Below are 4,609 nucleotides of genomic sequence, written 5' to 3' on the forward strand. Positions count from 1 at the left end.
CACCGCACCCGCCCTTAGCCCTTAGCCCTTAGCCCTTAGCCCTTAGCCCTTAGCCCTTAGCCCTTAACAGTTTGCACAAATAAAAAAGGCCACCATTAATAAAATGGCAGCCTTTGCAGTGATGTGTTGCTGTGTGTCAGTCTTATTTTTTACGTGCGTACTTCAGTGAATCCAGGGCTACAGCGAAGATGATAATGCCGCCCTTGATAATATACTGCCAGTAAGGGTTCACGCCGATGTAGGTCAAACCGTAGTTGATAACGGTGAAGATGATCACACCGGTCACCACGCCCGCAACTGTACCCACACCACCCGCAAATGACACGCCGCCGACCACACAGGCCGCAATCGCATCCAGCTCATACATAAAGCCGAGGTTGTTGGTGGCACTGCCGATGCGGCCCGCTTCCAGCATCCCGCCGAAGGCGTAAAACACACCTGACAGCGCATACACCAGAATCAGGTTCAGCGGCACGTTAACGCCTGAAACACGAGCGGCTTCCGGGTTACCGCCGATGGCAAAGATGTTCTTACCGAAGCGCGTCTTGTTCCACAGAATCCACACGAAGATAATCGCAATGATGGCGTAGAAAGTGATGAACGAGAGCTTGAAATCTCCGAAGCGGAAGAAACCTTGAGCAAAGGTAGAGAACCCTGCGTCAAAACCCGCCACCGGTGATGCGCCAACAAAGTCGTAATACAGCGAGTTAATGCCGTAAACGATAATCATGGTGCCCAACGTGGTGATAAATGGCGTCACTTTCAGATAAGCGATGATCACGCCATTCACCAGGCCAATCACACCACCGATAATGCACACGGTCAGAATCACCAGTGGAATTGGCACGGTATCGAGGTGTGGGAACACCTTATTGGCGTTATCCATGGATTGCAGCAAGGTCGCCGCAACCACCGCGGCCAGGCCGACCTGGCGCCCGGCTGACAGGTCAGTACCCTGCGTCACGATCAATCCGGCCACGCCCAGTGCAATAATAATACGCACTGAAGACTGGGTCAGAATGTTACTCAGGTTCATCAAACTTAAAAACGTCGGATCCTGGAAAATAATAATTGCCAGCAGTACCAACAGGACAACGTAAATGCCGCCCTCTTTTAACCAGGTTAGCGCATTCTTTTTAGTAGTCGCTTTCATGTTAAAGCCCTTGCTTCATTAAAGGTGTAATGACGCTAAACGCAGGATTTCATTCTGCGAGGTCGTTTTGGTCTCGACAATGCCCGCTACCAGGCCATTACTCATCACTAAAATACGATCGGTAATTCCCAGCAATTCTGGCATTTCAGAAGAGATAATAATGATGCCCTTCTCTTTCTTCGCCAACTCAGAAATTAACTGATAAATTTCGAACTTAGCACCAACGTCAATACCGCGCGTCGGTTCATCCAGCATCAGAATTTCCGGCTGGGTTAATAACCAGCGACCGATAATAACCTTCTGCTGGTTACCACCGGAAAGCGAACCAATTTGCGTATGATGACCTGGCGTTTTCACGCGCATTGAATCAATCACCCACTGGGTATCACTCTTCATGCGCTTATTATCAAGCAAGCCCATGCTGGATTTGTATTTTTTAATATTGGAAATAAGCGAGTTAAAACCAATATCCAGATAAGCATAAATCCCGGTTGAACGACGCTCTTCCGTCACCAGCGCAAAACCGTGGTTAATCGCTTCATTGGCACTGTGGTTATTAATCGCTTTACCGTGCAGCTTTATGGTGCCGCCTGACTTTTCGCGAATACCAAACAGCGTCTCGACGATGTCAGTACGTTTAGCGCCCACCAATCCGGCAATGCCTAAAATCTCACCTTTGCGCAGGTCGAAGGAAATATCGCGAATCGACGGCTGACGCAGCGAGGTTAAATGGCGCACCTCAAGAATGGTTTCGCCCGGCACGTTGGTCTTATCCGGGAAACGCTGGTTCAGTGAACGACCGACCATCATGGCGATGATCTTATCCATATCCAGCCCTTCCAGCGGCTGAGTAGCAATCCACTGTCCATCGCGAAGAATTGTGATTTCATCACACAGCTGGAAGATCTCTTCCATCTTGTGTGAGATATACACGATGCCGCAGCCACGATCTTTCAGCTTACGGATAATCGTGAACAAGTGATTCACTTCTTTTTCGGTCAGCGACGATGTTGGCTCATCCATGATGACGATTTTCGCGTCATAGGAAAATGCCTTGGCAATTTCAATCATCTGCATTTGCGAAACAGACAGATTAGCCACTTTATCGCGTGGATCGATATCAATATCTAATTCGTCAAAGATCGCTTTGGTATCGCGATACATTTTATCCTGATCAACAAACACGCCTTTACGTGGATAGCGGCCAAGCCACATGTTATCCATCACGTTGCGTTGTAAAACCAGGTTTAATTCCTGATGCACCATTGAAACGCCATTTTCCAGCGCTTCTTTGGAACTTTTATAATCAATTTCTTCACCCTGAAACAGGATGCTCCCCGTATCCTTTTTATAAATACCAAACAGGCATTTTAATAATGTGGATTTTCCGGCGCCGTTTTCGCCCATTAAGGCATGGACGGAGTGCGGCCGCACTTTCAAATTCACATTATCTAAGGCTTTCACCCCTGGAAATGATTTCGAGACATTCGTCATCTCCAGCAGATATTCACGCTGTGCGGTCGGATTCTCACTGGCCATAATTTACCTGGCTAAATAAAACGTGGGTCAGATGCAATAAGGCGCGGCGTGCTGCCGCGCCCGGTACGTATTACTTCACAAACTGAGACAGGTTTTCTTTATCTACTGGTACGTAAGGAACACGTACGATTTTGTTTTCCATCTTGAAGTTAGTACCGGCGGTTGGCTCTTTGCCATCGGCCAGGTTCTTCGCGATATCAATGGTGGCTTTCGCCTGGTTTTCCGCATCGTTCAGCACGGTACCGGCCATCGCACCGGATTTCACCAGTGCCAGCGCTTCTGGCAGCGCATCCACACCAAACACAGGAATGCTGGTTTTGTTGTGCGCTTTCAGGGCTTCTACTGCGCCCATTGCCATCGCATCGTTGTTCGCGATGATCACTTCAATTTTGTTGCCGTTCGGGCCAGACAGCCAGGCGTCAACTTTGTCTTTTGCCTGTGCGGTGTCCCACATCGCGGTATCCATCGCCAGCTGCTGAGTTTTCATGCCATCGGTGTTCAGGGTTTCGATCACGTATTTGGTACGTGCTTCAGCATCCGGGTGGCCCGGCTCACCTTTCAGCAGAGCAAACTGAATCTGACCATCTTTATTCAGATCCCAGGCTGGGGTGGCTTTCCAGTGCTTCTCAATCAGTTTGGCCTGGATGATGCCTGACTCTTTAGAGTCGGTACCCACGTAGTAGGCTTTCGGGTAGCTGGCCAGCACTTTGGCATTCGGCTCTTTGTTGAAGAACACCACTGGCACATCATTCGCTTTCGCTTTGTCGATCACCACTGCCGCAGCAGCAGGGTCAACCAGGTTGATTGCCAGCGCTTTCACGCCTTTGGCCATCAGTACGTCAATCTGGTCGTTCTGGGTGGACTGGCTGTTCTGCGAGTCATTCATCAGCAGTTGGATGCCGCCCAGTTTTTTGGCTTCGCTGTCGATATCCTTGCGAACCATAGACATAAAGTTGTCGTCGTATTTATAAATTGTCACGCCAATGCGGGTATCGGCGGCGTGCGCAGTTGCACCAAACATCATGCTGGCAACCAGTGCTGTGAGCGTGAAAACCTTCTTATTCATGGTATCTCCGGTTTTTTATGTAGGGCATATCATCGCGCTGTGCTGCCTGCGGGCAACCAGCGCAGTCGGTTCAAACTCATTTATGGGGCGGACGCGTAACGCAAAGCCGGGCCACCATCGCTATCCTGACTTCCCTGTACGTAAACGCTTCCTGAAGAGTGTTGTGAACTATTTCAATCGGCTACTGAAACCTGACCGGAGAAGGAGAACCCGGCGTTACATGATGTTTCAGTCCGGTAAGACGCTGCCATCATAGTGAGCGCCATGTTAATTAACTGTGAATGTAATCACAGATTGGAAACGGTTACACAGCGCTATCGCCCGAATTAGTGACCGACTCCACAATTTGCCGCTGAGCGACCGAATGGCGGCGTACCAGAGTCGGCATAAAGCAGTGTGTGGCGTCGGGATCGAGTTCGCCCGCTGCGCCTTTCAAGGCCAACTCCGTGGCTAATTTAGCCATAGAAACAATAGGATAACGTACAGTCGTTAATTGCGGATCGGTGTAACGCGAGATGGGAATATCATCAAAGCCGATGACGGAGAAGTGCTGTGGCACCTGAATGCCATTATCTTTCAATGCGGTCAGCGCACCGGCGGCCATACCGTCACAGTAGGAGAATATGGCGGTTAAATGCAGGTTACGGCCCAATAACTCCACCATCGCCGCTTCCCCGCCCTGCAACTCCGGTTTTCCCTAGATCTCAAAAGACCAACTCTGAACTCCAGTTACACCTTAAAAAATCGCATGCCTCCTTCCGTCTTAAAAAAAAAAAATATATTTATCCTTATCCATATATACATTCAACTTTTATTAACTTACTAAATTTCTTGCTTTATATCTCTACTAT

The 4,609-nt window shown here is 49.1% G+C and carries 3 protein-coding genes and 1 pseudogene; all 4 read right to left on the minus strand.

From position 1 onward, the window contains the following. Nucleotides 1-142: 142 nt before the first annotated feature. The gene (gene mglC, locus H7A81_RS25925) at nucleotides 143-1,153 is read right to left on the minus strand and encodes a galactose/methyl galactoside ABC transporter permease MglC (protein ID WP_182059185.1); all 1,011 of its coding nucleotides are present in this window, start codon (nucleotides 1,151-1,153) and stop codon (nucleotides 143-145) included. An 18-nt stretch (nucleotides 1,154-1,171) separates the two neighbouring features. Then, on the minus strand, nucleotides 1,172-2,692 hold the full coding sequence (gene mglA, locus H7A81_RS25930) for a galactose/methyl galactoside ABC transporter ATP-binding protein MglA (RefSeq protein ID WP_034824907.1): 1,521 nt from the start codon (nucleotides 2,690-2,692) through the stop codon (nucleotides 1,172-1,174). Between the two features lie 70 nt (nucleotides 2,693-2,762). Beyond that, nucleotides 2,763-3,758 (minus strand): galactose/glucose ABC transporter substrate-binding protein MglB, encoded by a 996-nt coding sequence (gene mglB / locus H7A81_RS25935; protein ID WP_182059186.1) that lies wholly within the window; start codon nucleotides 3,756-3,758, stop codon nucleotides 2,763-2,765. Nucleotides 3,759-4,062: 304 nt separating this feature from the next. Beyond that, nucleotides 4,063-4,452 (minus strand): annotated as a pseudogene (locus H7A81_RS25940) (substrate-binding domain-containing protein); the annotation flags it as partial. Nucleotides 4,453-4,609: the final 157 nt, after the last annotated feature.

The organism is Pantoea sp. ME81 (assembly GCF_903970985.1).
Taxonomy (GTDB): domain Bacteria; phylum Pseudomonadota; class Gammaproteobacteria; order Enterobacterales; family Enterobacteriaceae; genus Pantoea; species Pantoea communis.